Raw genomic sequence first — 3,677 nt, forward strand, 5'->3', positions numbered from 1 at the left:
TCAAAAACCATATGAAGACCGAGAACCATATGAAGACCGTGAACCATCATTTCAGTTTTATATAAATTTCCCAAATTATGCAGAATAAAAAAACCATTATGCAGAACAAAAAGCTCATTATCAGACCAAAGCCAGAAAGTTCTACGACAGGAATCACAGGGGTTCAGCTACTAGAGCGGCTTTGTGAACTCCCCTTCGATGCTTTTACCCTAACCGTCGCCATGCTCCTGGATAAACTCGGCTACCAAGACATACAGCCCGCAGGCAGAACCGACTGGAAAGGTCGAAATAGGGCAGGAGGCATTGACCTTACAGCCAGCTATGTCAGCGCTGCAGGCAAGCGAAGCATCGCCTTTCAGCTCAAGCAGTTCCACCCCACCCAGCGCCTCTTCCAGAGAACTGTAGATGAGCTTCGGGGTGTTTGCCTTCGACAGGGAGCTGCTGAGGGCATGCTCATCACCACCTCGGGGTATTCCCCCACCATCACCGGCACCCAGGGCACGGTCGCACCGCTCTACCTCATGGGCGGCGAGGAGCTGGCAGTGCTACTGCGCCAGTACCAAATCGGCGTTACGAAAAGTGGCAAGCTCGACGAGGACTTCTTCAAGCGTTTGGAGCGAGATAGCCGAGGGAACCGCCCCGGAGTCCCGATGAAACCCGGAGCCCTGATGAAGGGAAAGCCAGATCAAGTGAAGGGCAAATATGACGGTGACCTTGTCGTGACCGTCTCCCTTAGGCAAAGACCTGCTCTTCGGAAAGACTACTCTTTACCAGCAGAACAACCATTTTAATCAGGAGGCCACCTTGACCTGGAGAACTCATCTGGCTGGAGGACTGGCAACCCTCTGGCTACTCAAACCATTCGTACCAGCAGAGAGCATCGGCCTGCTTGCTATCGCGGCAGGGCTTGGCGCACTCCTGCCCGACCTTGATGCCAGAGAGTCGCGCATCAAGAACCTCACGCTCGGCACAGGGATCGCACCCTTTGCGCTGCCTGCCTTCGCGCTACACCGCCTTCTAGGACACCGAGGACTACTCCACTCGTTGCTAGGTCTGCTACTCGTGGCACTTGTTGTTGGGCTACCCATTGCTCTCTACCTGGAGCCCGTGGCCGCCATTGCGCTTCTACTGGGCTACGCAAGCCACCTCGCCCTAGATGCATCAACCAAAGCGGGGATTCCCTTCTGGTTTCCAAATCGTCGGCGTGTTCACTTGCTCCCACCAAAACTCCGGATTACCACAGGCTCAGAGCCAGAGGACATCGTCCTGGCACTGCTCGCCATGACAGCGATAGCCATCATGCTCACGACGTTACAACCGCCCATTGTATGAGTAACCCCAACTGTAAAAACGATGTTAACTGGGCGATTTACAACCACTCCTGTCAGAAGATGCCGGAGCTACTTGACGGCTCCGTGGATCTGATCGTCACCAGCCCGCCCTATTGGATAAAGCCAAACGACTCCCTCATGATGCCCGCGCTGCTAAGGGAGATGGACGGGGACATCCCACAAACCTACGAGAGCCTTCTGGAGCTGCTGACAAGCTGCTTTGCTGAAGCCTATCGCGTCCTTAAGCCCGGAGGACATGCCGCTATCAATGTCGCCTCTACACGAGAGAAAGGAGTCCTCAGACCGCTCCCTTCCGATCTGATCATCGGGCTACTGACCCTTGGATTTCAGCTCAAGGAGGAGCTTATCTGGCGGCGCTGGAGAGCCTACGACAGGCGGGCAGGAACCCTGATCCAGAAGCCCTATCCGGGCTACTACTTCCCCAACAAGAACCACGAGTGGCTCCTCATCTTCCAGAAGCCTGGCCCTGGCATCTACGAAGGCCGCACGCTTCAGGAGCGCGAGGCAAGCCGACTAGAGACCGGGCCGCTCTACGTCTTTGAGATCGCAAGCTCCGTCTGGAATATCCTGCCCATCCCACCCGCCAGCAAGGAGATTCACCCCTGTCCGTTTCCCGACGAGCTGCCTGCACGTCTCATCGAGCTTTACAGCTACAAGGATGATCTGGTGCTCGATCCCTTCACGGGCAGTGGCACAACGGGCAAGGCGGCTCACCACCTACGGCGGCGCTTCGTGGGCTACGAGATAAACCCCGAGTTCATCCCCCTCGCCACAGAGCGAAAGAGCCAGCCCCTTATCCGCCAGCGCCACAGCGCCTACTACAAAACCATTCGATAAAGCCCCCCATTATGACCACTACTACAACCGATCAATCCCGCGAGGCTACCTTCTATGTTGCTCGATGCGACGAGCTTGTCCGCCTACTGCTTCGACTTCTTGAAGGAGCGACCCGTCCCGAAACCCTCCGCTTCGCTGATCGCCAGCGCCTCAAGCGACTCCTGAGGCGGCTCCAGGAAGGCATCCAGCAACTAACTGTCATTCTATGAACAGCACTCCTCCTATGAACAGCACTCCTTCTACAACCACCCCTCCCTTTATTATTGAGCATCGGCAGGTCGAACAGGGAAGGCGCAACTTTGTCCCGGAGGCAAAACTGCTACTCGCTCCCGCGCTACGAACCTCAGGACTGCTCACAGAGCTCCCTGACACGGCAGCACGGCCACTGCTGACTCTACTCAGCTTTCTAACACCAAACGGGGACATCCACCCCACGATCCACGAGATCGCCGAGGCACTGGGCATCTCGGCGGGCAGTGTTCGAGACTTTATGGAGCCCCTCACAAAGCTCCAGTGGCAAGGGACTCCACTGGCCATCCCCCTACTAAGGGAGAGCGGAATGGATGGCTACATGCTCTCGCCCAAGGTCACTACCCATGATCACAAGCTCGTTCTTGATGCTCACTTAGAGGCGACGATGGAGCCAGCGCCTGAGCCGCTCGGCTACGTTCCCGCAGGACGCGAGGCCATTATCGCCGCTAGCCGTGCCAAGTACGCCCGGCCACGAGCGGAGGTAGAGCGAGAGATTGAAGAAGCACTAGGCCACGATCCACGAGAGGCCGACGCCTCGCCCGAGGGTGAGGCTCGCAGGCGGCTCTACAGCCTGGGAGTACCCCGTGAGGAGATAGAAAGCCTGCTCACCGAGCATAGCGCCCAAGAAGCGCTCCAGCAGCTCGACTGGCTCCCACTGCGCGGAGCAAAGTCGCCTGCGCGCTTCGTCGTGGCTGCGATCCGGGGAAACTACGAACCACCTGCGGGGTATCCGTCGCCCGAGCTGGCGAGCGCAGACGATCCAAATCTGGTGGACGTTGCAACGACCGTCGAGGTGTCCGAAGGCCTCCCCGACATTCGCTGGGATTTGCAATGAGCGCGAGTGAGGTTTCCATTCCAAGCGCGATTCTGGATAGATGGATGCCCAAGCTCAAAGACACGGAGCTACGGATATTGCTTCTCGTGGCAAGACAGACCATCGGAAGATCAGGTAAGGAAGTGGACTGGCTGGCGCACTCCCAGCTACGCAAGCGAACGGGCCGCGCCAGTGAAGCGGTCTCGGCAGCAGTTGACTCCTTGATTCAGAAGGGTCTACTGGAGGTATTTACGGTCACAGGAGAGCGCCTCCCGACACCAGAGGCTCGCCGCTTCCATCGGGGAATCCTACTCTACCGACTCTCATCAATGGTCGATAAAGCCGACCGTGCAGTCGATAAATCGAAAACTACGGAAGATATATATTCTTCTTTCCGTAGTTTTCGATTTCCGAAAACAGAG

The 3,677-nt window shown here is 57.0% G+C and carries 6 protein-coding genes; all 6 read left to right on the forward strand.

Annotated elements, in window-relative coordinates; translation table 11 throughout:
• Window positions 1-98: 98 nt before the first annotated feature.
• Window positions 99-791 carry a restriction endonuclease gene (locus ACH2EH_RS16815; protein WP_395143363.1) on the forward strand — a complete coding sequence of 231 codons (693 nt, stop codon included), beginning with the start codon at window positions 99-101 and terminating at the stop codon, window positions 789-791.
• Window positions 792-804: 13 nt separating this feature from the next.
• Entirely contained in the window at window positions 805-1,332 is a 528-nt protein-coding gene (locus tag ACH2EH_RS16820; protein WP_395143365.1) for a metal-dependent hydrolase, read from the forward strand.
• A complete protein-coding gene (locus tag ACH2EH_RS16825) occupies window positions 1,329-2,189 on the forward strand; it encodes a DNA-methyltransferase (protein WP_395143366.1) in 861 nt (286 codons plus the stop codon). Before ACH2EH_RS16820 ends, ACH2EH_RS16825 begins: the two co-directional genes overlap by 4 nt.
• An 11-nt stretch (window positions 2,190-2,200) precedes the next feature.
• On the forward strand, window positions 2,201-2,398 hold the full coding sequence (locus ACH2EH_RS16830; RefSeq protein ID WP_395143368.1) for a hypothetical protein: 198 nt from the start codon (window positions 2,201-2,203) through the stop codon (window positions 2,396-2,398).
• Window positions 2,399-2,412: 14 nt separating this feature from the next.
• The gene (locus ACH2EH_RS16835; RefSeq protein ID WP_395143370.1) at window positions 2,413-3,276 is read left to right on the forward strand and encodes a hypothetical protein; all 864 of its coding nucleotides are present in this window, start codon (window positions 2,413-2,415) and stop codon (window positions 3,274-3,276) included.
• The coding region (locus ACH2EH_RS16840) for a hypothetical protein (RefSeq protein WP_395143371.1) at window positions 3,273-3,677 on the forward strand (405 nt) is incomplete at its 3' end. The genes ACH2EH_RS16835 and ACH2EH_RS16840, both read left to right, overlap by 4 nt.

The organism is Armatimonas sp. (genome assembly GCF_043760365.1).
GTDB lineage: Bacteria > Armatimonadota > Armatimonadia > Armatimonadales > Armatimonadaceae > Armatimonas.